The 24,371-nt window shown below is 67.1% G+C and carries 14 protein-coding genes; 4 read left to right on the top strand and 10 right to left on the bottom strand.

The genetic code is table 11. From position 1 onward, the window contains the following. The first annotated feature begins 70 nt into the window (after positions 1 to 70). The 4 genes from N8J89_RS20000 (at position 71) to N8J89_RS19985 (ending at position 4,201) form a co-directional block, all read left to right on the top strand. Entirely contained in the window at positions 71 to 1,066 is a 996-nt protein-coding gene (locus N8J89_RS20000; protein ID WP_283665897.1) for an ABC transporter substrate-binding protein, read from the top strand. Beyond that, positions 1,053 to 2,141 (top strand): FecCD family ABC transporter permease, encoded by a 1,089-nt coding sequence (locus N8J89_RS19995; protein ID WP_283665896.1) that lies wholly within the window; start codon positions 1,053 to 1,055, stop codon positions 2,139 to 2,141. Before N8J89_RS20000 ends, N8J89_RS19995 begins: the two co-directional genes overlap by 14 nt. After that, positions 2,138 to 2,926: an ABC transporter ATP-binding protein gene (locus N8J89_RS19990; protein ID WP_283665895.1), complete on the top strand. Its 789-nt coding sequence runs from the start codon at positions 2,138 to 2,140 to the stop codon at positions 2,924 to 2,926. The genes N8J89_RS19995 and N8J89_RS19990 overlap by 4 nt, the downstream gene beginning before the upstream one ends. An 87-nt stretch (positions 2,927 to 3,013) precedes the next feature. After that, entirely contained in the window at positions 3,014 to 4,201 is a 1,188-nt protein-coding gene (locus tag N8J89_RS19985) for a cytochrome P450 (RefSeq protein ID WP_283665894.1), read from the top strand. A 54-nt stretch (positions 4,202 to 4,255) separates the two neighbouring features. On the opposite strand, the gene N8J89_RS19980 is transcribed toward N8J89_RS19985, so the two are convergent. The 10 genes from N8J89_RS19980 to dpdE form a co-directional block, all read right to left on the bottom strand. Continuing rightward, positions 4,256 to 4,831: a hypothetical protein gene (locus N8J89_RS19980; protein WP_283665893.1), complete on the bottom strand. Its 576-nt coding sequence runs from the start codon at positions 4,829 to 4,831 to the stop codon at positions 4,256 to 4,258. A 702-nt stretch (positions 4,832 to 5,533) separates the two neighbouring features. After that, positions 5,534 to 5,899: a hypothetical protein gene (locus tag N8J89_RS19975; RefSeq protein WP_283665892.1), complete on the bottom strand. Its 366-nt coding sequence runs from the start codon at positions 5,897 to 5,899 to the stop codon at positions 5,534 to 5,536. Positions 5,900 to 6,032: 133 nt separating this feature from the next. Beyond that, positions 6,033 to 8,210: a protein DpdD gene (gene dpdD / locus N8J89_RS19970; RefSeq protein WP_283665891.1), complete on the bottom strand. Its 2,178-nt coding sequence runs from the start codon at positions 8,208 to 8,210 to the stop codon at positions 6,033 to 6,035. Further along, positions 8,207 to 8,737, bottom strand: coding sequence for a phospholipase D-like domain-containing protein DpdK (gene dpdK, locus N8J89_RS19965; protein ID WP_283665890.1), 531 nt, complete (start codon positions 8,735 to 8,737; stop codon positions 8,207 to 8,209). Before dpdK ends, dpdD begins: the two co-directional genes overlap by 4 nt. Next, the gene (gene dpdJ / locus N8J89_RS19960) at positions 8,734 to 13,140 is read right to left on the bottom strand and encodes a protein DpdJ (protein ID WP_283665889.1); all 4,407 of its coding nucleotides are present in this window, start codon (positions 13,138 to 13,140) and stop codon (positions 8,734 to 8,736) included. The genes dpdK and dpdJ overlap by 4 nt, the downstream gene beginning before the upstream one ends. Then, complete coding sequence (locus N8J89_RS19955) at positions 13,133 to 13,861, bottom strand: hypothetical protein (RefSeq protein WP_283665888.1); 729 nt, start codon at positions 13,859 to 13,861, stop codon at positions 13,133 to 13,135. The genes dpdJ and N8J89_RS19955 overlap by 8 nt, the downstream gene beginning before the upstream one ends. Beyond that, positions 13,836 to 16,946, bottom strand: coding sequence for an ATP-binding protein (locus N8J89_RS19950; RefSeq protein ID WP_283665887.1), 3,111 nt, complete (start codon positions 16,944 to 16,946; stop codon positions 13,836 to 13,838). Before N8J89_RS19950 ends, N8J89_RS19955 begins: the two co-directional genes overlap by 26 nt. Beyond that, a complete protein-coding gene (gene dpdG / locus N8J89_RS19945; protein ID WP_283665886.1) occupies positions 16,943 to 17,815 on the bottom strand; it encodes a protein DpdG in 873 nt (290 codons plus the stop codon). Before dpdG ends, N8J89_RS19950 begins: the two co-directional genes overlap by 4 nt. 4 nt (positions 17,816 to 17,819) lie before the next feature. Continuing rightward, the gene (gene dpdF / locus N8J89_RS19940) at positions 17,820 to 20,291 is read right to left on the bottom strand and encodes a protein DpdF (RefSeq protein WP_283665885.1); all 2,472 of its coding nucleotides are present in this window, start codon (positions 20,289 to 20,291) and stop codon (positions 17,820 to 17,822) included. Between the two features lie 77 nt (positions 20,292 to 20,368). After that, complete coding sequence (dpdE, locus tag N8J89_RS19935; RefSeq protein WP_283665884.1) at positions 20,369 to 23,500, bottom strand: protein DpdE; 3,132 nt, start codon at positions 23,498 to 23,500, stop codon at positions 20,369 to 20,371. Positions 23,501 to 24,371: the final 871 nt, after the last annotated feature.

Raw genomic sequence — 24,371 nt, 5'->3', positions numbered from 1 at the left:
GCCCTAGGGTGTCTATCGCAACTCCCTTGCGGTTGCAAGCAGCTCGCAGCACACCCAACAGGAGGCCCGCTTGCCGCACCACGCCCGGATGGGCTGCGCACTCGCCGCGGTGGCCTTGGCGACCGCGTGCGCGACGCCCGCGGACAGCGCCGCGCCCGGCCAGCACGCCGTCACCGTGTCCAGCTGCGGCCAGGAGCTCCGCTTCGACCGGCCGCCGGAGCGCGTGGTGACGCTGGAGCAGTCCTCCACCGAGACGCTGCTGGCGCTGGGCCTCGGTGAGCGGATGGCGGGCACCGCCTACCGGGTGACCAAGGTCCGGCCCGAGTACCAGGCGGCCTACGACAAGATCCCGGTGCTCAACCCCAAGGCGCTCACCGGCGAACAGCTCCGCGCGGCCAACCCGGACCTGGCGGTGAGCTCCTTCGCGGCCAACTTCACCAAGGACAAGGTGGGCACCCGCGAGGAGCTGCGGACATTGGGCCTGCCCTCCTACGTCAGCGCGGTCGACTGCCCGAAGGACCTGCCGGGGGTCACCCCGTTCGAGCGGCTGTTCCGCGACTACGAGAACTACGGCAAGGTCTTCGGCGTGCCCGACCGAGCCGCCGAGCTGATCGCCCAGCAGCGCGAGGTGGTCAAGCAGGCCGAGGCCGCGGGCGCCGGGCGCGCCACCAAGCCGACCGTGGTCTACCTGTACTCGGTGTTCAAGGGCCTGCCGTATGTCGCGGGCCGCACCGGAATGCCCAGCGACATGAGCCGGATCCTGAGCGCGCCCAACGCTTTTGACGACATCGACCAGGCGTGGCCGGAGGTGCCGTGGGAGGAGATCGCCCGGCGCGACCCCACCGTGATCGTGGTCGGCGACCTCTCCGACCGCGACTCTCCCGGCGACAGCGCCGCGGAGAAGCTCAAGATGATGCGCGAGCACCCGGTGGTCTCCCAGCTGAGCGCGGTGAAGCAGAACCGGATCATCCAGGTGCCCGGCATCGAGCTGGACCCCACCGTGCGCAGCGCCAACACGCTGCGCCTGGTGACCGAGGGGATGAAGGCGCTCGGTGTCCTCGGCTGACCTGCTGCACCCCGGCGCCCGCTCGCACACCGAGCCGCCGCAGGCGAAACGGCCACGCGGGCGCGCCGGGTGGTCCACCGCCGCGGTGTTCCTCATCGGCCTGGCGGTCCTGGTGGTCTCGATGGGGCTCGCGGTCCGGATCGGGGTCAGCGGCGTGGGCTTCGCCGAGATCGGCCGCACCCTCGGCGTCCGGCTCGGCCTGCCGGTGACCCCGCTCCCCAGGCTGCTGGACTCGGTGATCTGGGAGCTGCGCGTCCCCAGGGTGCTGCTGGCCGCGCTGGTCGGGGCCCTGCTGGCGGTCTGCGGGGCCGCGTTGCAGGGCGTGACCCGCAACGCGCTGGCCGATCCGTACCTGCTGGGCGTGTCCAACGGCGCCTCGGCGGGCGCGGTCGCGGTGGTGGTCATCGGGGCCGGCGCGGGCGCGCTCGGGGTGACCGGCGGCGCGCTGGCCGGCGCGCTGCTGTCCTTCGGGCTGATGATGCTGTTGTTGCGGCGCAGCGGGATGCACACCGCGCGGATCGTGCTCACCGGCGTGATCGTCGGTCAGCTCTTCGCCGCGGTGACCTCGTTGATCCTGATGGCCTCCGCGGATCCGGACACCACCAGGGCGATCACCTACTGGCTGCTGGGCTCGATGGCCTCGGCCCGCTGGGACGCGGTGCTGGTGTGCGCGATCGCGGGCGCGGTGGGCCTGGTGGTGATCTGGTTGTGCGCGGGCGCTCTGGACGGGTTCGCCTTCGGCTCGGACACCGCCGCCTCGGTGGGCGTGGACGTGCGCACCACCCGGCTGGTGCTGCTGGTCGCCACCGCGCTGCTGACCTCGGTGGCGGTGGCCTCGGTCGGCGCGATCGGCTTCGTCGGCCTGATCGTGCCGCACGGCGTGCGCTTCCTGGTCGGCCCGCTGCACCGGGTGCTGCTGCCGTTCACCGCGGTGGCCGGTGCGGTGTTCCTGGTCTGGACCGACGCGCTGGCAAGGGTCGCCTTCGCCCCGCGCGAGGTGCCGGTCGGGGTGTTCACCGCGCTGGTCGGCGTGCCGCTGTTCCTGCTGGTGCTGCGCAGGCGGGGTGAGCTGTGAGGATCAGCGCCGAGGCGGTCACCTGGTCGGTGCCCGGCCGCACCATCGTCGACGACATCACCTTCACCGTCCACTCAGGACAGACGGTGGGCCTGATCGGTCCCAACGGCTCCGGCAAGTCCTCGCTGCTGCGCTGCCTGGCCGGTCTGCGCGCGCCCACGCAGGGCACGGTGCGCTACGACGAGCGGGACATCTCCGGCTGGCGCGTGCGCAAGATCGCCCAGCACATCGCCTTCGTCGAACAGGCCACCGAGACCGAGAGCGACCTGCGCGTGGCCGACGTGGTCGCCCTGGGCCGCACCCCGTTCCGCCCCGGCTGGCGGGCGGCCAGCGCCACCGATGACGCGATCGTCGAGGCCGCGCTGGACCGGCTGGACCTCACCGACTTCCGGGACCGGCACTGGAAGACCCTCTCCGGCGGCGAACGCCAGCGCGCCCACATCGCCCGCGCCCTGGCCCAGCAACCCTGGGCGATCCTGCTCGACGAACCGACCAACCACCTCGACATCCGCCACCAGCTGGACCTGCTGGCCCTGCTCGCCAGCACCGAGCAGACCGTGCTGACCGCCCTGCACGACCTGTCCCTGGCCGCCCGCTTCTGCGACCAGCTCGTGCTGCTGCACCAGGGCAGGCTCATCGCGGCCGGTCCACCGTCGGAAGTGCTGACCGCGCAACGGCTTGCCGAGGTGTTCGAGGTCGACGCCGAGGTCGGCTGCGACAGCGCGGGCAACCTGGCGGTGGTGTACCGGGGCACGACGGATCGCCTCCGCAGCCCCGCTCATTAACAGAATCCCGCGAATCGCGAAAGCTTGTAACTTCTCCAGTTTTGGCCACTATGGCTCTGGCATGCCCACGACCTGGGGAGGAAGCGCGTGTCCGGACTCCAACTACCGCTCGACCGGCCCAGCCCGTTGGCGCTGCCGCCGCAGTACCAGGCGCTGCGCCGGGAAGCGCCAGTAGTGCGGGTGACCACCCCGGCAGGTGATCCGGCCTGGCTGGTGCTCGGCTACGAGGCGGTGAAGCAGGCGTTCACCGATCCGCGGTTCGGCCGCTCGCACCCCGATCCCGAGCAGGCGGCGCGGTTGTCGCAGTCGGCGATGGGTGGCGGGGCCAGCGGCGACTACGAGACCGAGCAGGCCGAGCACGCCCGCCTGCGCACGGTGCTGACCCCCGCCTTCGCCGCGCCCCGGATGCGCAGGCTGACCGACCGGATCCACCAGCTGACCGAGCAGTGCCTCGACGACCTGGCGGCCGCTGGCGCACCGGCCGACCTGCACGAGCTGGTGTCGTTTCCGTTGCCCGCACTGGCGATCAGCGAACTGCTCGGGGTGCCCGCCGCGGACCAGGACCACTTCAGCCGCCTGTCCAGGAACCTCGGCCTCATCGACGACGGGGCGGCCAGCCAGGCCGCGTTCGGCGAGTTCGTCGAGTACACCTTCGGCCTGGCCGCCGCGAAACGCGCGGACCCGGGTCCCGACGTCATCTCCGACCTGGTCGCCGCGCAGGCCGGCGATGCCACCATCACCGACGAGGTGGTGGCCCAGCTGGTCATCGCGCTGCTGTTCGCCGGCCACGAGACCACCGCGACCCGCATCGACTTCGGCCTGCTGTACCTGCTGTCCGAGCCGTCCCGGCGGGCGGCCTTCGCCGCCGACCCCGAGGGCCAGGTCCAGTCCACGGTGGAGGAGGTCCTGCGCCTGTCCGCGCCGCACGGGCTCGGCCTGGTCCGCTACGCCCGAGAGGACGTGGAGATCGGCGGCGTCACCATCAGCCGCGGCGACCTGGTGCTGGTCTGCAACGACTCCGCCAACCGGGACGAGACGGTGTTCGCCGACCCCGAGGAGTTCCGCCCCGACCGCAAACCCAACCCGCACCTGGCCTTCGGCGGCGGCAGGCACGTCTGCCTCGGCCTCAACCTGGCCCGCATCCAGCTCCGGATCGTCTTCCCCGCCCTGTTCCGCCGCTTCCCGGCCCTGGACCTGGTCACCGGCGTGGACGACCTGCCCCTGGTGACCGGCGACCTCACCGGCGGCGTGGAGAAGGTGCTCGTGCGGTGGTGAGGACTCGCATCGGTGTGGCGACGAACCGCCACACCGATGCGGTCCTCTGGTGCGCTAGTTGCAGATGGAGGGTGCCATGACCTCCTGCGGGCTGCCCCAGCCCGCGCACCGGTAGGACGAGTGCCCGTACCAGTTGTGGCCGAACTCGTGCGCGGCGAGCAGGGCGCCGTCGCCGACTCCGCGCATGAACAGCGCGATCCGCTGTCCCTGGCCCCAGTTGCAGCCGACGACCCTGGAGCCGCCACCGCAGTTGGTGATGTAGCTGTTGGTGCACTCCACCGGCGTGCCCGCGCCCTCGGTCAGCCCGCTCCACGCGGCCGCGCCCCGCCTGATCGTCGCGGCGTAGGGCTGACAGGAGCTGGTGAGGTGGAAGCTGCGCCGGGTCGGCGCGGGCCAGGCCAGGATGCCCGCGGCCGGTTCGGCGGCGGTGTCGCGCTGGCCGGGCTGGACGTCGATGACCGAGGTCGGGTGGCCCAGGGAGGCGTCCGCCTGCGGGTTGGCCAGCGGCAGCGCGGCCGAGGTCGCCTGGCCTTCGAACACGACACCCGTCTGGGTGGCCGGACCCACGAACGCCATGGCCGAGACGGCCGCGGCTATCAACCCGTACCGAAAGATGAGCTTACTGATCATAGCGATGTCCTCACTTGCAGGGTAAGTGCGGCAATGCTGGAACGAGGTCCACGAAGGCCCTTTTTCGAATTTCCATGCCCGCCTATTCCGTCACATATGCATAGTTCTGCATACCCCCCGTTCGGCCTGTCCTTTACGACGAATCCGGCGACCGGCCGCCAGGACGGAACCGCTGGTCAGTCCGGCTTGCCGACGGCAGTGGCCACGCCGGGGGTCCACCAACGCGGCGACCCTCACATTGCCAAAAAGCCCTGCGGTAGCGACTTTGGCGGGGATTCAGCCAAACGGTTGGCTCAAACCGGCGACCGGAAGCTGGCCAGTTTCTCGACAACATGGTCCGTGGATGACTTCGATCTCGTCGGCGACGGCCCGGCTGATCAGGTCCCCCAGTAACAGCGATAGCCCACGCCGACAGCCAGCACGGCCTCGGCCGTGGTGAACTGCTCCGTCCCCTGCGGGCAGGAGCGGCCGTGGCACGCCCAGCATGCTGCCCGCTGCCGCCGTGGTGCATGACCAGGTCGACCCGAGGCAGCGGTCTCCAGCGACGTGCCCCAGGACTCCACCCGCACCCTGTCCGGCACCGCGCCTAGTGCCGCGGCCGGCACGCAGGCCCGGTCGAGCCGAGCGCGTCGACCGACAGCTTCACCAGGCCGTCCACGCATCGCCACAGCATTTCGATCGTGACGAAGGCAGTCCCAACATTCAGGTACACCAGCGGCCGCCCGCGCGACGCCGATGGCAGGGACGGCCGAGAGCCCGGCAGTGAGCAGCCGAGAGCGGGGCAGCCAGGTCGTCGGCCCGCCGCTGGGCCATCACCGCTTCCAGCGGACGTCCGACGTGCGATTCTCGTTCGTCGGCCGGGATGTCTGCCACCGCAGCGCCAGCCATGGCCTCGGTCAGATCCATTGCGTTGGCCACCACGTCCAGGCCAGCCGAGCGCAACTGCGGCTCGAATTGCTTCCCCACGGCGAAAACGGCCTCATGACCGGCGCGGACCGCGGCCAGCGCGAGTGGCACCGAGGGATAGGCGTGACCGTGAACTGCCGACGCGGCGAACCGCAAACGCACCCACCACCCTGACCACAGTGGACGGTCCGCATACTCAGGAATCGGCTCTCTAACACACTTACCGAGGGATACACGCCGCGAGAGACCGTCGAGCGCAGCCAGCCAGCGTGGCAACCACTCACTCTAACGATGATCAAGAAGTCTCTGGATACCCCCGAGAGCTCATGACCTGCCGCGACAGCGCATCCTCCAATACCCGGATATATCCAGACACACCACGGCCCTGTGGGAGCAGTTGCTGATCGCGCGGCAACACCTCGTCGATCGCATCGGTTGCGGCATGGGCGGCGTGCCAGGTATCCACGATCATGTAGTCCGCGCGGGCGACCAGTGCTCGCAACGTTGGGGTCGCTACCTTGTCGCTGTTGCCGGTCACTGTCACTGTCTTGGGAACCTGCATCCGCTGCAGTCGCTCGCGGAAGTGACCGACAGCCCCAGTTTGAAGGGTGTAGATGCCGATCTCGCGTTCGGCGAGATTTGACCAAACGGTGTCGGCTCCGCTGGTCGGTACGGGAGCCGACGTCGTGGGTAGGCCCGCGTGCTCAGCCAAGTGGTCGATCTCGGTTCGCTGCCGCAGGCTCAGCCGTTCCGCGGGGAAGTCCCGGATCTGTCCAAGCACGGCGCTGACGACGCTGATCAACGCTCCGCGTTCCGGCACCGAGGTATCCATCAGCAGGTCAACCAGATCTATAGCCCAGTCAACCACGCTGGGGGCAGCGATCTTCGCCCACAACTTGCCCGCGCCTAGCACTGCATTCGCGTAGCGCTCGGGGGACGGACCGCTCTCCAGGATGTTGCCGAGCAAGTCCAGGTAGGCATGACGGACCGGTCCGCTCACGTTCTGCTGACTCGCGAGCACATCGAGCACCAGTTCACAGAACTGCGCCAGATGCGGACTGGCCGCCGCGCGTGCCGCCGCCAGACAAAGTAGGTCAAGCGCAGCGACGACTCGTTCCTGATTGGTGACCGTGGCTGCCTCGAGCAGATCTTCCGCAGCCCGTTCGGCCTCGGCAGCAGTAAGCGTCGTTAGCTCAGGCCAGTCATGGTGGCTGGCCCGCAGGATGCGCTCGGCATCCGGCCAGGGACCGACCGCCACTCGACGCAGCCACGCACCCCAATCCGAACAAGTGGACTCGATGAGCCCTCGCAAGCTATCGAGATCCTGCTTGGTGCGACGCGTCAACGCGGGCAATCGACCTGCTGCCCGGAAACGCTCAATCTCCGTAAGAACCGCCGCCGCATGCTCAGTGTCGTTGCTATCCAAGACAGCGTGCACCGCCGCGATAGAGGTACCCGGTTCTGGGTTCTCGAGATACGCGTGGATGACGTTGCTGAACTGGCCACCAGCAAGCAGTTCGTGCAGGTTCGCGTCCAGACTCACACTGGGCGGCGTGACCTCGTGCCGTGCCAGCAACCGATCGAGATCCTGGCGTTCGTCAAGAGTTGTCGCCTCAAGGATCCGGGCGAGTCGCCGCTCGTCGCCCGCCGTGGCAGCGGCGATCACCGCGACCTTGCGGCCGAGCGCGCTACCGGGCACATCCACTGCGCCGATCACCGTGCCGAACTGCGAGATCAGGTCAGCCTCGGCGGCGATCTCTGTCAGCGACCGGTCAGCGCCTAGCGCAGCGATGTCGACCTGCCAGATCATCTCCAGCAGGAGCTCGTTGATCGCACGCGGCCTGCGGGCCTTGAGCAGGTCGCGGAAGTAGGGCAACTGCCGCAGCTCCGACCAGCGGCCGAGGCGCCCGTGCAATTCGACCGTGAGGAACCGCAAGTTCTCCGCGCTCAACTGCCCGCTGAGCCGGAGATCCGCCAGCGCAGCGCTCGCCTCCGCTGCGTTGTGCTGCAGCAAGGCGAGGCGGAAATCTCGAAGCCGGTGCAGGTGGGGAACCAGGGTAGGGCGCGGCCGTGCGTCATTCGACGTTACGGTCGACACTGCGGTCCGGACCCGATCCACCAACTTCTGTTGTTCGGCGACCCGGCGAACGTACGTCAGGTGTCTTGCCCCAGCGGCCATAAGTTGTCCGTCGATCAATTGCAGCTTGCCCAGCCGGGTGCTCGCCAACGCCGCCGTCGTCGGTCCGAGAAACGCATCGAGCACCTCCCGGCCGCGGCGCTGTCCCTCGAGGTCGGCCGACACCAGGTAGAAACCCTTGGGCTCGCGCTCATGCAGCGGGATGACGACCCACTCACCGGGCGTCCCGGTGAGTTTTCGGAGCTGCTCTTCGATCAACACCTCGAAGCTGTCCTGGAAGGCCCTGTACACGCTGAGATCGCCCGCGCACTGGCGCAACTCGTCCGCGTTGATCACAGCAACCCTCCGAACCGGCTGTACGCGTCCATCCTGGCTTGCGCGACGTAGGCCGGGTCGGTCTTCAGCTCCACATCCTCTTCCAGGATGTGGATGCCGTTGAAGGTGATGTTCATGCTCCCGGCCAGCGCATAGTCGTCTCCGGTCACCGCCTTCGCGTGCCTGGTCCGGGGCGGGGCGTTGTCAATCGTCACTCTGTGCGCGACATCGAGGTCTTCAGCCAGCGTCCGTACCTGGTACTCGAACGCCTCGTTGTGCTTGTCGGTCGTGGTGCCGACGACCACGTGGGTGCCTCGTGCGGCGAGCGTAATCACGATCTCGGCGAGCCGGATCGGGCGGCGCCCAAACCGCGACAGCACCGGGTAGGTGCCTGCCGAGTTGTCAATCAGGTCCACATTGCTGATCCACGGCGATACCAGCCACAGGCACTTGCTCGGCCGCACCAACTCGGCGGTGAACAGGGCGATCAGCAGGTCGAAGACCTCAACTGAACTCTGCACCCGCGACTTCCGGACGACCCGGTTCACAGCGCCTCCCGCAGCAGTACGCGGACCTCGACAGAGTGGGTATTCTCGCGCAGCCCGACGGTCACCGGGTGCACCAGCAGGGCGCCCACCTCGATCGGCCGAGTCTGCAAGTCAAGCAGCACCGATCGGAGCAGGTCTCGCTCCGACTGCCGCACCGCCAACACCACCTCGCCCAGGTCTACCAGCAACGCGTGTACCGAAACGCGAGTCTGCTCATCCCAAGTGGACAGTTCGACGACGTCTGGAGCGAGCCGGACATGCTCGCGGATCAAGTGCGGCGCGATCTCCGGCACAGTCCCGTACAGCGACGACGGCGAGCCGGGTGCCGTGCCCCACGGCCACAGCACGTTGCTCACCGCCCTGGCCCGCCTGGCCTCCTCAGTTTCCGCGCCGAGGTGCAGTAATGCGTCGATGCTCTTGTCTGCGGCAACGAGCACCCCGAAGGTCTGCGGGTCGACCGCAAGTTGGGCCGAATCGGTGATCTGGTCGCGCAACTCCAACCAAGACTTGAGCCGGGAGACCAGGTCCGGGTGCGCGCCGGGACCTGCGACCCGGGTGCTCAACGTGGAGCGTGCGGGGCCATCGAGCACGATGTCGTTCTCTCGGGCGACCCGCTCAACCTCCAGCACGGCATCGCTCACCGCCTCGTGCCCGTTGCGCCAAGCTCGGCGCAGTGCGTCGAGGCTGGCGGACACCTCCGGTGACGGTGCGCGCAACAACGCGGACAGTTGCTCGTCGACGATTTCCACGGAACTGGGCAGCATCGTGTCCTCAAGTGCACGGCTGAACGCGTTCGGGTCCTGCGCCAGTGCACGTTGGAATGCCTCGATCTGACCAGTGCCACCCGGCGAGCGCTCCGAAAGCCAGAACCGGTCGTCGTGCTCAGGATCTAGGTCAATTGCTACTTCGTCGGGATCGATGCCCGGGCAGCAGGCCGCCAGCGCGTCCAGAACCAAGTGGGCTGCGGTCACCGTGTAAGTGCGACGCCACCAGGCAACCCACTCAGGCGATCGGTCGACGGCGAGCACCTCAGCAGCTGCCTCGCGCACTGCCGCGACGACATCGTGGTCGGTGAGCCACTCCCGCCAGGTCGCCGCACCCGTTGCGTCGTCTTGCGCCTTCCCGACGATACCCAGGGTTGCAGCGGCCGAGATCAACGCGATTGACCAGTCTTCGCTCTCACGCAGACCAGGCCCGCCAGCGTGGGAGTGGAGGACCGCAGCCACAAGGATCTTCACCAGCGACTCGCGGTGGAAGACCGTCATAGTCTTCGGCAGGTCCGCCTCGACGAGTACGGCGTACCGGAGCCTAGTCGTCCGCTCCGTGGGTGTGGGCTCGCCGGGTTCGACGGGGACCTTGACCACTGCCTCCAGCGCGTCACAGTGCAGGTCGACACCGATCGCGGCGGGTACCCACTCGGCACCGCCGATACCGAACTCGAGCTGAACCGGCTCGGCAGTGGGATTCCACAGGGTACCGTGCGCGGTGCGCGCGAACCGGATCGCGCGCACGCCGCCACCCTGAACGTGCAGGTGGGCAGTCATCTCCGCGAGCAGCCGCTCCGCACCTCGACCGAGTCGGATCCCATTGCCCGAGCCGAGTCTGCTGACGTGGAACTCCCAGTCCGGGGTCATCGACGACGCGTCCTTCACGTCGCGGTCGACTGCTTCGAGTGTCGCGCTCACGGGCGAGTAGACATCGACCGGGGTGTCACCCGTGTCGACGCGGTCGACGAACCTAGCCTGGTATGCCGTGGTCACATCCACCCGACGCCGTGGTTCGCCGGGGGCCAGAGTCGGCAGCGGGATCCAGTGCCGCTTGTTGTCGGCGTGGACCCCGAAATGCCTGCTCACGTTCCCCGGGCAGAACTCGCGCAACGCGCGGAGCGCCGGCAAGTGCTCGGTCTCGTTCTTCCCGCGCTGTCCCGGCACGGTGAACTCCACATCCGGCACCAACAGGTCGTCGAACAGGTTGCCTGGAACGAAATCGCGCAGCGGGGTCCGGGTTTGCAGACCGTTGTCCATGCCGACCGGTTCGCCTTGCCAGTTGTCCTCGAGCCTGCGCAGCATCGTCGGGATGACCGCGACCAGTAGAGGGCGAGGCGATTCCCACAACAAAGTGTCCACGATGGACTCAGCCAGGTCGTCGTGGCCGAGTCCGAGGGCGTGCTGCAGGTGCCTGCGCAGCATGCTCCGCTTAGTGCCGCTCTCCAGTAGCTGGCGCAGTTCGGCCTGCAGTCGCAACTGGCGCTTCTCGGTTGCCGCCTGTGCGGAGGCGTTGTTCGGGAACAGTTGGGCCGCGGAACCTGATAGGTCGGTCCAGGTCGACTCCCGCTCCTTGTACCGCAACTCCATCGCGAGCCAGTCCAGCAGCGCGTACACCGCCTGGATGCGCAGGACGTAGAGGTTCTCCACCGGGATCGTGCGCGGCGGCAACTCGGGGTCGAACATGGCGTCATATGCGTCCCACGCCTGCCGGTCACGGCCCCAGTCGCTCAACACAACGACGGTCCACGGCCGGGTCTGCACGCTTCGGCCGGCGCGCCCCTTGCGCTGCAGGAACTGCGCGGCGTCGTGCGGAGCCTTGTGCTGGATCACCGCGCCGACCTGGTCGTCGTCGAAACCGACCTCCAAGGTCGCCGTGGCCACCACGACCTGCGCCAAGGTGGCCACCCCTCGGTCCTGCGAACTGGTCCGGCCGATCATCAGTGACCGGTCGGCCTCGAGCTCATGGCCGAGGATGTCGGGGAGCCACCAACGCTGACCTGTCTCGTCGCGCGCATCCTCCGGTTCTCGGAGGTCTGCCTTCATCCTGCTCTGTTCAGCTGACCTCAGGTGTGCCAGGGAAGTGGGCTGCCTCGACGGGATGCCATGCCCTTCCGCGTCGCACAGGTCCCAGTACAGCCGGTTCGTGCTGTCCAACTTGTCGGTGAACACGAACACCTTGCTGCCGAAGACACCCTCGGACGACAGGGCCGGATTCATGGGGTCGCGAACCGGATTGTCCAGGCATCGGGCCAGCACCATGGCCGACTGGATGCTCAGGGACAGCGGCCCTGTCCGGGAATGCGGGTTGTGCCGCAGGGCGACCAGGTACTCGGCGCCGGTGACTTCCATCTCGCTCGGCTGCGGGTGCACCGCCTGCACGGTAGACGGCGCCAGGTTGACCAATCGGGCCAGGAACGACTCGGGGGCACGCAGAGTCGCGGAGAGCCCGACCCAGACGGGGTCGCGGCGCAAACGGTGCTTGAGCCTCCGGAACAGGATGGCGTTCTGCGCGCCGCTCGGCCCCTCGTAGGTGTGCACCTCGTCCAGCAACACCGCAGCGAGCGGTGCAACGCCCGCCGTCCCCGGAGGCGGCACCACACCGAATGCCACGAGGTTGCCCGGTGCCGACAGTTGCCGGTTGAGCGACTCCGTGGTGGTCAACATGACGTGCGCGGGATTCCGCTGCGCGCTGTCGCGGGTCAGCCTAAGCACACTCCCGTCAACGCGGGCGCCGCAATCATCGTTTGTGCACTCCAGGCCTTCGCGGGCAGGCCTGGCCGAGATGTCCGAGTTGCGCCAGACGAGATCGCTGTTGCATTGGAGGCAACGCAGGTACGGGCAGATGTAGTCCTTTCCCTTGCGCTGCCACACGAACTTGACACTGCGCGCGTCCGCGGGCGTCGGGCCGAACCATGTCGCCACGCTGAGCGTCGGCCCCGCGCCCGCGTGCGCCGCGGTCTCCAGGTGCCGCAGCAGAGCGCGCAGTTGGTCCTTGAGCAGTTCATTGCGTGGGTACAGAGCCAGGGCGAGCGTGCCGGGTGCGCGCTGTTTGGTTGCCCGATCGGCGAGCCACGCCAGCAGCGGGAGGTAGAAAGCCAGCGTCTTCCCACTACCCGTTCCGGCCGTCACGATCACCCCGGCCGGGCCGTTCCCGCACAAGGCCTTCAACACGTTCTCGGCGCTGCGCTGCTGGAACCCGGAGATGTGAGGTGGCGCGATGGCCCGCGCGACCGCCTCGCCCGCTTCATCGAGGTACTGGCGGGCGCCAGCGAGCGCCTTGTCCGCAGGCAGGTCCCGCTTCGGGCGCCGGCGTGGCCGGTGCAGGAAGCGGTGATCGAGCACGAGGGGCTTGCCTTCGGTGACCCGTTCGTGACGGAACGCTTGGCGTAACGTCGCCATCAACCGCACCGTCTCAGCACTGCGAGTGCGGTAGCCCTGGTTCGGCGTGCGCACCACCAAAGCCTTCTCCTCCAGACGTGCCAGCACGTCTGGGTCGGCCTCAGTCTCGTCGAGTAGCTGTTGGATCTCCTTGGCTGTCCACTCTGCCCCGACTGCCCCCCAGGCGAGCAACTCGGCCTCGCGTAGTTCCAGCCGCGACAACGCGTCCAGATCACGTCGGAGCTGTTCGTCAACCACGGTTCTGTCCTCGCCCCCTACTTGCGGACTGCCGGCCCGCGACAATGCGGAACTCCCCGGCGACCCCGTTCGCCGTGAGCCAGGACACTACCGCTGGGGTCAGCGCGGACAGTTCGACCCCCTCGCTCCGGGTCGCGGCGTCCAGGAACACGTGGACCTCGTCGGGCAGCCTGGTCGCCAGCCGTTCGAGGGCCGCGGCCGCGGTGGCCACGATCTCCATCGCTTTCTCGTCTGGCAGCGCCGTTTGCACCCTGGACAGGGCGGTCAGCGCGCTCTCCACCTCCGCCGCGATCTCGGCGAGCCCGAGAGCCGCCCTCGTCACGTGGACGAGGCCGCTCAAGTTCGCGCTGCTTCCCGCCAATCGACCGACAAACGCTCCCCACGCCGACTTCACCTCGGCCTCGAGCCTCCCGACCAACTTGTCCAGTTCCTTCTCCGCCTTCCGCCACGGACGCTGCTCAAACGACTTGCGCACGGCCGCCACTAGGTCGAAGACGTCATCTGGCAGGTTCGTGCCTGGCCACCACTCGCTCCGGCCGACCTCGGCGGCAGCAACCAACTTGGTCACCCTGCGGGTCAACCTGGTCAGATCGACATCCACCTGCTGCAGATCGTTCATCCGGTCCTGCATGGCTTTCTCGTTGCTCGCTCGGTTCACCATCTGCGCCGCACGGGTGAGCCACTCAGGCAACTGGCTAGACATCGACAGCACCCGCCTCATTACTCAGTGCCTGCAACGACTGGCTCAGGTTGTCCAGCTCCGTTCGCACGCGCTGTTCCAGTTCTTCCACGTCGCTGGATTCAGGCGTGTTCCGCCGGCACTCTTCCTCGGTCCGCGCCACGGCGTCGCGGACCACTCTCATCGCTACGGCGGCGCGGATCGTCGCACCCGCCCAAGACTGGACGCGGACGGCGCTGTCGAGGAAGTCGACCCCGGCCGACGGACGCCAGGTCAAGGGGAGGCGGTCCGGAGTGCTGCGGAGGACCTCAAGGGCGGACAAGAACGCGTTCTTTCCGTCGGCGGGCCGGAAGAACCCGCTTTTCACTGCTTGCCTAGCCAATTCCTCCGCAGGTGCCACCACTGCCCGAGGCTTAGCACCCTCGAGTGTGTCGGCCAACGTAGCCTGCGCTTCGATGACCGATTCCATGAATTCGGCCCCAGACTGTTGAATGGCGGTAAGCAAGCCCTTTGCATCTTTGGCCAACTGCGGCGCGATTGCCTGCATGTCCTCCGCTACCGACTCGAGGAACGCCGTCGGAGTCGTAACGGCATCGTGCAGGTCCGTCTCGAGCGTGACGAAGTCGAGCAACTGAGGCTCGCCTGTGCCCTGGCGCGCGCTGGCGAACCCGGCGACGATGTCGGTGAGCACGTGGTGGTCCAACAGCGCCCGGGCGGCCACGGCCGCGTCTTCCCAGCCATCGGCGATATCCAATGTCACCGCCTCGGCGAGCGCATCCCTTAGCGTGGTGAGATTCCGTGGATCCTCCCCACAACACATCAACGCGATGGCCCGAACTCCGACGGCGGCCCGTGCCAACTCCTTCACCCGCACCTTGGCGAGAAATCCAGCGCGAACCTGCTCGGCCCAGTCGTCGAGCCGGGTCTCCAGGCTGAGCATGAGGTCGTGTGGCTCGAGGCCCCTTGGCCAATCCCAGTTTCCGCTGTACCGATCCCAGTGCCCATGGTCGACATACCACTTGGCGGCAGCAAGGACGTTGACGTCCTCGGAACAGCGTTCGAGGGTGAAGGTGATGCTGCCCTCGCCTGCCCGCTGACCATAGGCGTCAGGACCGAAGTAGAATGACGTCTGCTTGAAGTAGTTGCCGAACAGGTCGTCAATGAGGCCGCTCGACCGGCGGTGAACGAGATCACGCTCCAGGTCAAGCCGCATAAGAACCAGTGTGTACAGAATGGGACGATACATCTTGACGTCCCGTTCCGACAGTTGCGATCCAGTCTCCCACTGGAACAGCGATTGGAGTGGGCTCGGCAGCGATGGCTTTTGCGGTGGCGAGTTCGTTGGGACCGCGCCGGCTTGGGTCCGTGAAACTGGCTTCGCAACGACAACAGGCCGCGCCTGTTCAACCGGATCCGAACCGGACTTGTCCGCTAGGCCAAATGCCTCCAGCACCACGGAATTCGGGTGTTGCTCGGCACCCCACAATACCGCGGCTCGGAAATACCGATCGCCTTCCTCCCCGGTCCTACCGTTGAGCAACGCCGACTTCGGCAGCTTGTGCTGGTGGTCGAACCGTGTGAAGGCCCGCTCATGCGGGAAGGTTCCCCGCCCCAGGTGCGCGTACGCCTCAATAAGGGTATCGGAAACGCACTCGTTGATGTCGCTGCGCGGCGTCCTGGGTTTGTCCGGAGTAGTAGGTCGCTCCAGTGCCCGTTTCAGCGCCGCCTCGTTGTACGGATAAAGACCGACCTGGCCCAGGCCGTCGATCTCCACGGCGCCGAAGCCGGCGTGGCAGCGCGATCGCATCGGGCATGGTGCGCCGTCCGGACCACTGTCGCAGGCGTTGGGCAGCCAGGTGTCGTCGTCCCGATCGGCACGGCGCCACAACGCGTCGACTCGGTCATTGCCCAACCGCACCAGGTTGAGGTAGCGCGCGATGAATGCCTCGCGCTGTGGCAGGGCGTCCTCGGAGACCGCGAACTGGTGGGTGATCCGGGTGCCGACCGTACGGACGATCTTCTTGAACGGGCCGTCCGTGACAGCGAAGACGGCCCTCAACGGCGCCATGTCCTCGTCTGGCTGGGTGGCGAGCTGGTCGTACAACTCACCGCCGATAAGGCCGAACTGAGCGAGGTCCTCAAACAACAGGACCAACTCCCTGCCCTGCCTGCGCAGGGTTTGGCGGGCCTCGCGGAACAGGTCGTCGAGGTTCTCGCCATCGGGCGCACGCAGCCCAATGGCCGCGGACAAACCACGTTGGACGGCCTGGTTGAGCACTTCCAGCGCTTGCTGCGGCTCGTGGGAGACAATGTCCCACAGTTCGGCCAGTTCATCGAACTTGGCGACCGCGCTGCGGACGCCAGGCTTGCCCAGCGGGAGGTCGCTGCGCTGGAACTCAACTGTGTCGCGTCGGGATACCTTGTCCAGCAACGAGTTGACGATGACGTCAAGGGTTCCGCCGGGCTGCAGGAGCGTTTCGTTGACCTTGGTCACCTGCAGCAGATCGGCCAGTCCATGTCTGCGTTTGCCGTTGGCATCTGGCTCACCCAGCAACATGTTGCGTTCGATGCGGACGTTACGCTCGTCGTTCGTCTCGTTCGGATGGCCTTGTTCTGTTTCGAGTGTCCAGGTGAGAGCAAACCGCGTTTCCTCCAGCAGTCGGTCGCGCAACTGCTCCGGGCTAGTTCCGGCAACCGCGTTCTCCACCCGGGCCAAGAGCTCGCTGCCGCCGGCGGTGGGCAGCCCATCGACGATGCTACGGAGAAGGTCGCGAATGGTCTGTACAGCGCGGGGCACGTACAAGACGTGGCAGTTGGCCAGGTCCGCAGGCCAATGAGCATGTACCCAGCGCACGACATGGCTCTTGCCTGCTCCGGACTCGCCGGTCACCGCGATAAGGGTGTTGCGATTCGCGTCGCCCAACCCAGCCCGTAGCGCCCGCAGCACGTCCCGCTCGGAGCCGTCGCCCTCAGCGATCTCCACTCCACTCAGGTGGGACAGGACCATCGGAGTGTGCGCGGCGAGGAACAGGGCGTCGGCATCGCTGGGCAGCGCGCCGATGTCGGAGTAGACAGTGCTGCGGACCGATTCCGCCGTCCAGCAGCGGAATCCCTTGAGCGTGGTCATGTTGCCTCCAGGACCCGGATGTGACTGACGACGCGGTCCCGCTCACCCAACCGCACGACCACACTGGATGTGGCGTCCGCAGTAGCCAACAACTCGATCTTCTTGATGTGTGCAAGTTTGTTCAGCGCGAGCGCGAGAGAACCACCGACATAAGCCGTGTCAGGGGGCTGCGGAAGTCTGGCAGCCAACCGTGGGCTCAGTACCGGTACTAGCTCTTGTGCCTGGTGGAGCCACTGGTTCGCCTCCGCATGGCGAGGCAGAGCAGGCAACGCATGGCGCAACGCGCGAGTGCAATCGGGGGCCAACTGTGGCTTCCGGCTAAACTCCGTCGTTGTCACGAGGCCGAGCGTCCTAGCCCACCGGGTGAACTGCGGCCACTGGGAGCTGTTGCCGATCGCGGACTCCATCTGCGCGGCCTTCACTACCGCTTCGGCCTCGGCCCAAGCGGTGGGGAGCCGCTCGTACGGATCGAGGGCACACCACCACGCGAGCCCCATCGCCACGTCCGAGGGCTTCGTCCCGGACTCCAGGTCCGCGATCGCAGTGGACCCGATGGCTCGCAATACGGCCGCATAAAAGGCGTTGGTTCGTTCCGGCGAGTCGACCAATAGCCCGGTGTCGACGTTCGGACCAAGCGACCACACTTCAGGCGAGCCCCCGCTCGCAGTCACCATCCCCAGGTGCTCCCCCACCTTCAACGAGGGCAGCAATGCGCTTTCTTTGGGACTGCTCTGCCGCACCAGCAGTTCCGGCTGTAGGTCACGTTGCAACTCGACGGTGGTCCGCCCTTCTGGTCGGGTGCCGAGTCGACGACAGATGATCAGTAGTGCCTGCGCGCTTGCGCGGACATGGGTCTTCAGGAAGTCCACGAGGTCAGTCTCCGAGAATCTGCAAGGCGATGTTTGCATCGAGTGCACGCAGGTGCCTCACCACGTCCTTGCCGTCAATCCTGGCATCCGACGGGACGAGGAGGATGTCCACGGGTGGCCGCGCCGGATCTCGGGCTCGCAGCCGAGTGGCGCGGTTGAACCAGGAAGCAGTGATCCGCACTCCGGGTGGGTAGACGACGAACACGCCGCGGGGGGTGAGCGCCCAGGGAGATGTCGGAGCGGGGTCGACGAACAACCTGTCCTCGGCACCGAACTCGCCGACAGGTCCAGCCAGGTGCCTGATCCCCCGTCGGACGAGCGATTTCGCCAGGCGAGGGGCGATCGCCACGGGATCAGCGGCGGCAAGAACGATCAGTCCCGGGTAGGTTTCGGCCACCGCTTTTAGGTCGTCGAGGTTGAGGTCCTCCTCGCCCAGTACCCACTTCTGCAAGGGGCGCGGGGCGGGATCACCGGGCGGCGCGACCCTGTCCTGCCGACACCGCGGGCAGCGACCACACTTGGCCTCAGGTGCGACCCACCGAGCCGCATCGCCGTGCCGTTCCCAGACCCGTTCATCCGGTTGGTAGGAGTCCGCGATGCCAGCACACGCGGAGACCTCCCCCGAGACCACTCGACACATGGTGGTCAGCGACGCCATCGATCGCTTCCGCTGCTCTCGCTGCCAAGGGCTCCAGTGAACCTTCCAGAATTCCTCCTCGGCAAGGTCGGACCGGATCAGCTCGACAGCCACCCAGTCCGGTCGTGCCTCACCTTCCCCGCGCAACTCGAGGATGTCGTCGAAGTCGACCCGGCGGTGTTCGACAGCACCCAACTCCACCAGTCCCTGCACCAGTTGCACGTTCCACTTGCGGTTGTAACTACCCTCCTCGGCCGCACCGCTACTGCCCTCTAGGTCAAGGAAGTGCCCGTGCGGGAGTTCCCTGCGGTGTGCCCATAGGTCGCGCCAGCGCCTCTGCGCGACCTTCGCTGACAGGACCTTCGTGGCAAGTTGCTCGGCTTGATGGAGATCCTCCGGGCCAGTCAGCAGGAAACCCGCGCACGCGTGGCCGTCGCGACCACCGCGACCCAACTCCTGATACCAACGGTCGACGGTCTCGGGCAGACAGGCGTGCACCACGGTGCGGATATGGGCGTAGTCGATGCCCAGGCCGAACGCGGAGGTGGCCACTACCAGGTCGGTACGCGCGGGTTGCTCGGGCGTGCTTCGAAGGGCGGCCAACACCTGGGCGCGGTTGTCATTGGTCGTCTTGCTGCTGACAACCGACAGGCGTTGATATCCGATCTCGCGGAGTCGCGTCGCCCATCGGTCCGCATCCTCCGGACTGGTGACGTAGAGAATGGCCGGACGCGGCACGTGGGCGAGAGTCTCCAAGACCTTGGCGTCCCTGTCCTCGGTGCTCCCGGACTCCGCAAGCCACACGTCGGGTTCCTGGCGCAGGGCGTTCGCCGCGATAAGCGCGGTCGGGCCAGGGGATCCAAACAGCAGCTGCAGATCGTTGAGTTCCGCTGCGCCGAGAGTCGCACTGAGCAGCAGGGTCACCGGGAGCCGGACGGCCGCCGACTTAGCTTCGTCCAACAACTCCCGCCTGAGGCTGGCCAGGGTACGAAACTCTGGCCGGAAGTCGCGCCCCCACTGGGTGACCAGATGTGCTTCGTCGATGACCAGCCCGCCGAGGCGGCCCCGTCCTGCGGCCTGCTTCAACGTGTGGCTCAGCGACCGGGTCACCGACTCCGGCGAAGTCACCAAGATGCGCTGCCTGCCTTCAGTGACCGCGAGGCGAATGCGCTGCCGGGTGGCCTCAGGGGTATCAGCGGTCCAGGCGAATACGAGGTCGTCTCGGTTGATCCGCTCGTTCCGGCTCGCGTAGTGGTCGCGGAACCGCCGCTCGAAGTCCTGCGCCAACGCCACGGTCGGCACGACGATGAGGCAGACGCTGTACTTCCATCGCTCGGCGAGACACAGGGCGACCTCGGTCTTGCCGGAACTGGTCGGCAGCATCGCGGTGATCGTGCTACCCGGAGCCGCGGTCATCGCGGCGCGCACCGCAGCCTGCTGGCCGGGTGTCCGGTACGACGTGAATCCGGTGATGTCGAAGAAGAACGGATCAGCAGGGAGGCCGGCTTGACTGAAGCGGGCCTCGCCGGGAGTGCCGGCGAGTACAGCGCCGTCTGGTCCGCCACTGTGCTTGTCGGCAGTGTCAGCAAGCCAGGGGGGCTGCCACGGCCTCGCTCGCCAGTGATCGGGGGTGCTCTCGACCAAGTCCGTCGCCTTCGCCGCCCGCAGCCGAAAGGACAGGCTGGGTGAGGTGACCACCTGCTCCGGCCGGTTGCCCGCCCGGCTCCACCGGCGCAACAGGTGTCGGATAAGGACAGCCACGTCCAGATCACTCCCGTCGTCCGGCACGCGACACAGATGGGCGACCCGCGAATACAGGTCGTCCGTGAAGGAGTCCACGCCGGTTGCGGGATCCAACAGGACCGCGCGGAGTTGGTCTTCCTCAAGGGGGCGCAAGGACTTGGTGTGCGATGACCTCATGACGCCGGCCAGAGCACGACCCCGCCACATGCGACTACCGACACCGCCGGGCGGGCGATGCCTTTCACGAGCGCCGCGCCCAATGTCTCCTCCCGATCCATGTCGTGCTTGGCGCCCTTGCGCTCAGCTGCTGTGGGCAACCGGTGCGATCGGGCCAGCAGGACTTTGAGTCGGGCGTTGACTTCCACCTGGGCTCGCCGCTCGGCCTCGGCTGGGCGTTCAGTAAGCCCTGGTTGCGCACGCAGGTGTTGCTCGGCGAACTGGAAACTTGCCCGGCATTGGCCTGCCCAGTCCGGCAACGCACGCAGCACGTGAGCCCAGTTCGGCCCACGCAGCACGTGGTCGACGCCTTCGGTGAACGGCGTGTCGAGCACATCGGCGGCCAGGCGCGGAGTGGCGACACCGTCGATGCTGGTCCAGGTTCGAATGACCTCCGGTGGAAGCAGTGCGTCACCTCGCCTGCGCAGGCGTCGCCGGACCGCAGGGGTCTCCGCGTCGAGGTACGCCGCGTCGAACTCCACCAAGAAGTCACAGGCCAACCACAATTCAGGGAGTTCGACCGCACTGGTCTTGCGGACGATCGCCCGGGTACGGCCGCGTTCGTCCATACGCAAGTGTTGATCGAGCCAATCCACCAATGGTTCGCCGACGCGTAACAACGGTGCCCGCTGGGACACCGCCACATCCCGAGCATAGGCGCGTGGAGTGCCGAGGAGCGGAATGACTTCTCGGGAGGCGACCTCGGAGAGTCCGGGTACTCGGCGGGTTCGAGCCTGTCCGGACCTGCCGTTGTCGGCCTGGAACTGCACCAGCCCTTCCGGCTTCCCGTCGACGGGCTTGAGCCAGATCCCGCCCCGTGGTGACGAGGTCAGTCGCTTGAAAGCCGCACGAAGTCCGGCAGCGTCGTCGTCGGTCGCAGTCAACTCGGCCATCCCGGCGTCGTCGAAGTCGGTCGCGGTGGTGACCGACTCCAATTCCTCGAGCAAGTCGACCTGTTCCCGTTCGTTCTCGAAGTCCGTCCTCAGCGCTTGCAGGTCGGGAGCCAACGCCTGGCTGCCGCGCTCGATCAAGGAGTCGATCATGTCTGCCCGCATGCGGTTCAGCCTGATTTGCAGTGTGGCCACCGAATCATCAAAGATCCCGACTCCGTCACGAAGCAACTCGACCTGCCGCGTCTGCCAGTCGCTGTCCGGCTCCTCGAACACCACCACCTCGGCCCGATCGCCGCGTTCGGTGAACCGATCGAGTCGACCGATCCGCTGCTCCAGCCGGTTGACGTCCAGGGGCAGATCCAGATTCACCAGCACTTGCGCCCGCTGCAGGTTCCGGCCCTCCTCCAGGGTGAAGTCGCCGACGAGCACCTGCACGACCCGCGACTCCAGAAAATCCTCCACCGCGGTGTTCCGGTCCGGCTGCGACATGTTGACCAGATGACCGCGAACCTTGTCTCCCCACCGGTCGGACGCTGCCGCCAGAAAGTCCGCGACGACGGCCGTTGCAGTACCGACGACCACGACCTTGTGCCCGTCACGCACGCGATCGTCGACGACGTCGAGCGCCGTTCGCTGTCTTGTTTCGATGTCCGCCATGGCGAGTCGCGCAGCGGCCCGCTCGGCGAGGGCACGCAGGTGGGCAGGTCGGCCGGCCGCCGGGTCCGCCGCCAGATCATTCCGAAGGTAGTGTGCCAACGCCTGCGGGCCGGCCAGGGCGACGTTCACCACCTTCGCGAACTTCTCGCCATCGTCCGAACCGGTACACCGTTCCCGCAGGCTTTCCAAATATTGGTCAACGATCTCTCGAGCTGGGTCGGCGAGTTGGAGGTAGGTTGCCCGCCGTCCGGCGACCGGATAGCCGCGCGCGGACTCGCCGCCCCGACGATGGCGGATCATCCGCCTGCTGATCCGATAGGTCTCCCGGACGTACTCAGCCAAGGTCCGCCATACTTCGATGTCTGATTCATCGGCAGCGCGGCACTGCTGCGCCATCCGGGTGAAGACCTGATCCGATCCGTGCAGCGACTCCAGATCTGCGAGAGCGTTGCGGCGCTGTCGGGGTGTGGCGCGCCGCAGCCCCAGCACGCGCACACTGTTGGCCGAGGACGCACGGTGCTCCATCCGCTCTCGCAATGCCGTCACGTTGTCGATGGGGAAGGCGACTGGGTCGATAAGGTTCAACAGCCCCAGGAAGGTCGTCAGGTCGCCCCGCATCGGGGTAGCCGACAGCAACAGCAATGCACGGGTGTGCTGCAACAACTCCCATATCCTCGGTGCCTCCCGCAGTGGACGGATCGTCTTGTGCGCTTCGTCAACGATCACTAGGCCGTAGCGGCCCAGGTCCTTTCGGCGGGGAAGTTCCTCATGCCGGGTGATCAGAACTCGACCCTGCTTGATGGCAGTGCCAAGAGCCAAGCGCTCGGTCAGTTCCTCCTGCCATTGCTCGACGAGCGTGGCCGGCACAGACACCAGTGCAACCATCTTGGGATCGTCGAGCAGCAACTGCCGTAGAACGAGTCCAGCCTCGATGGTCTTGCCCAACCCGACCTCGTCAGCGAGCAGATAGCGCATGACCGGGTCGCCGAGCACACGGGCCGCGGTGTCCAACTGGTGCTGGTAAAGCTTGATCGGTGCGGACATCGCAGCGGTCAGGCCCCGGGAGGCACCGCGCTGGCGGACCAAGTGCTCGAAGAAGTCTCTGCGGGTCGTGTAGTACTCGGGAGAGTCGCAGAGTCCGCTCGCCAACGCCTCGACCGGGTCACACAGCGGCTTGTTCCAACGCACCATCAGGCGAGCGCCCGGTAGTCGCACGTCAGTACCCGACCCGCTGACCCGAACCCAGTACTCGCCGAAGCCAGCTTGCGCGACGATCTCGGCCGCAACCCAACCGTAATGGGCACCCTTGATCCACACCGGGGTGCCGAGCGAGAACCTGGGAAAAGTGATCTCCTCAAGCGGGACGACGACCTGCTTTTCCGCCACTCCAGGTATATCGACGTAGACGACCTGCGCACCGTTCGGAAGCTTCGCCTTGCAGAAGCCGAAGCCTAGACCGTTACCTTCGACTTGGACCCAGTTCCCGACATATCTGCTCGATGGCGAACTCTTCAGCAAACCCGTGCGCCCGTTCGACATGGTGACATCACCTCCATCCTAGCCACTGGACCTACGGTTCACCGCCGAGGGTCCGCAGGAGAAACGGAACGCCGGATAGGTGGACCACCGAGTTCCGCTATTCGTCGGTCCGAGCGGACGATCTTCACGTCGTAGGTCACCGGCGGTTCGTTACGGACAGATCGCTGATGCCGATAACATTCGGCGAACATGCTGGCCACAGCACGTCGGATTGCCGCGGACTCTGCGAAGTGCACGACCCGTCGTTCGTCCGGTCGCTCCACGGTGCCGCATCGGCGTGGGGACGGTTTCTGCGACCGAGGGCTCCGCACCGGGCACGTCGGCCTACAGGAGCGAGTCCACGTCCTGCTGCCCTTCGAATGCTGGGAGCGGGGTCCAGAGTCGAACTACGCTCACCCGGTTGCTGGCCGTGGACCCGAAGCAGCGACCGACGGCCGAGCAGGCGCGCGAACTGCTGGCCGAACCCGGCGCCATCCGGCGGTCCCGGCGGCGCACCTTGCTGCTGGCCGGCGCCGCGGCCTCGGTGGTGCCCCTGGTCGTCGCGGGCGTGGTGTTCTTCAGTCCGGACTCCCCCCTCCCCCCTCCCCCGCACCGGGCGCCGAGCCGCCGCCGGACCAGCAGCACTCGATGGACCCGTGCGGGCAACTCAACGCCGCCGCGCTGCGCGGGTTCGGCGAGCCGAAGCTGGAGAGCGACTACGGCGACTTCGACCACTGCGACGTGACCATCCGGCGCGACCAGAACGGGATCGCCAACGTCCAGGCCCAACTGCTGGACAAGTCGCCGGAAGTCACCTCCGGCTGGCTGAGCAAGAAGATCGGCGCGCCCACCGTGCTCAGCGGACCCAAGACCGAGGACAGCTGCGAACGGA

Origin of the sequence: Crossiella sp. CA-258035, from assembly GCF_030064675.1 — a bacterium.
Lineage (GTDB): Bacteria > Actinomycetota > Actinomycetes > Mycobacteriales > Pseudonocardiaceae > Crossiella.
This window is presented reverse-complemented; position numbering and strand designations above follow the sequence as displayed.

Coding starts and splice junctions, on each gene's coding strand:
- N8J89_RS19980 (WP_283665893.1), bottom strand. CDS start 4,831: ATGATCAGTAAGCTCATCTTTCGGTACGGGTTGATAGCCGCGGCCGTC.
- N8J89_RS19955 (WP_283665888.1), bottom strand. CDS start 13,861: ATGAGGCGGGTGCTGTCGATGTCTAGCCAGTTGCCTGAGTGGCTCACC.
- N8J89_RS19950 (WP_283665887.1), bottom strand. CDS start 16,946: ATGACCACGCTCAAGGGATTCCGCTGCTGGACGGCGGAATCGGTCCGC.
- dpdE (WP_283665884.1), bottom strand. CDS start 23,500: ATGTCGAACGGGCGCACGGGTTTGCTGAAGAGTTCGCCATCGAGCAGA.